This window comes from Methanoregula sp., from assembly GCF_002835825.1.
GTDB lineage: Archaea > Halobacteriota > Methanomicrobia > Methanomicrobiales > Methanospirillaceae > Methanoregula.
Genome location: NZ_PIZH01000506.1, coordinates 1 through 1,492, shown reverse-complemented (window position 1 = coordinate 1,492; position 1,492 = coordinate 1). Strand labels below are relative to the sequence as shown.

Below are 1,492 nucleotides of genomic sequence, written 5' to 3'. Positions count from 1 at the left end.
CGGGATCTTCTCTTCAGCATCGGTGATGCCATTGAAGACTGCCGTGGTTGGTGCTGTCAGAACGCACTCAGCGAGGCGCTCGACTACCTGCTCTTTAAGCTTCTTCTTGCTGGCACAGATCAGGATGGAGACACCGGGCCGTCCATCAGGAGTCTGGCTTGCCGGGATATATCCCTCAATACCTGCCTCACACGGGCAGCCGATCGCGGATGTTGCAAACCCGGTTGCCTCGGTTGCTGCTTTCCTTGCCCAGTCCTTGTTTACCGCAGTAATGATGATCCTGCAGACCCAGGTCGGGAATGCCTCTGCATACGTGTCGTCAATGGTAACGCCGTTGATTTCCATACAATAACCTCCGGTACTACAAAGGTACCATGATTGAGACTGAATAAATTTTCTAATTGTCTTTTGCATTGTCGCTGCAACAACGCTGCGATCCGGAGCGCATAGAGAAAACCGATGCTGGTTTATTTAATGAGGTTAACTTGCTTATAAAGCATATAAACTAAAATAAAAGAAATCAGAATATTGGATGCGATCAGCCCCGGTAAATTTCAGAACATTTATCTACATTCTTCTACCACTTTTTGTTAGTCGATTTTTGAGAATCGATCTATGGCTGGTGCGTGACAACCGAATGGCATTTGCAGTGCACATAAACATGCGACATTGTACTGGCTGTAATAATTGTGTGGTTGCATGCCGTGTTGCTATACCGGAGTATATTTGTACTTCCGGGACTGGGACAACGGCAGAAGTGCAATAAAAAGAAACAGCGTGAGGGTTAATTCATGGCATTGTTTCCCAAGTTTTCCAAGAAGAAAGATGGTGTTAACGTTGTGATGGAGCAGAGACTCCTCCAGAACGTCAACAACCTGATACTCAATTCAGAGACCTGCACAGGATGCGGTATCTGTGTTGACGCCTGCCCCGAGGAGGCTATCGTTCTCGGTCTCGTAGGTGCATCGAAGCGCGGTGCAATCAACTACGCCGCCCCGATCGATGTCGACGAGGTCAAGTGCTCCTATTGTGGGGTCTGCGTCATCATGTGCCCGTTCAACGCAATGACTCTGAACGTGGACGGACAGGAAAGACTCCCCATCCTTGAGAAGGAAGGGTTCCCGCAATACGAGAAGAAGGCTGAGATCGATGACGAAAAATGCGTCAAGTGCACCATCTGCGAAGAGGTGTGCCCGCGTGACGCAATCGACCGGAACGTCCCCGCATACGAGGGGACCTACAAGGGACCGGTTGCCGGTGCAAAGCCAAAAGCTGCCGCGATGACCAAAAAGACGACATTTACCGTCGACAAGGAGAAGTGCTCCCTGTGTGGTCTCTGCGGTGCACTCTGCCCCGCCATTGTTGTCAGGCACAAGAAGTTCTCGGCCGAGACGGGCAAAATCGAAGGAGACGTCATCTGGGACGAGGCCAAGTGCGATGCATGTAAGGTCTGTGTCGAGGCACGGTCTCTAGTACACATCTGACGCTGCCG

The 1,492-nt window shown here is 50.7% G+C and carries 2 pseudogenes; one reads left to right on the top strand and one right to left on the bottom strand.

Features of this window, described 5'->3' with window-relative positions:
- A pseudogene (locus CW742_RS12745) lies at positions 1-345 on the bottom strand (formylmethanofuran--tetrahydromethanopterin N-formyltransferase); the annotation flags it as partial.
- A 446-nt stretch (positions 346-791) separates the two neighbouring features.
- On the opposite strand from CW742_RS12745, the pseudogene CW742_RS12740 reads away from it, so the two are divergent.
- Positions 792-1,463, top strand: a pseudogene (locus CW742_RS12740) (4Fe-4S binding protein); the annotation flags it as partial.
- Between the last annotated feature and the right edge of the window lie 29 nt (positions 1,464-1,492).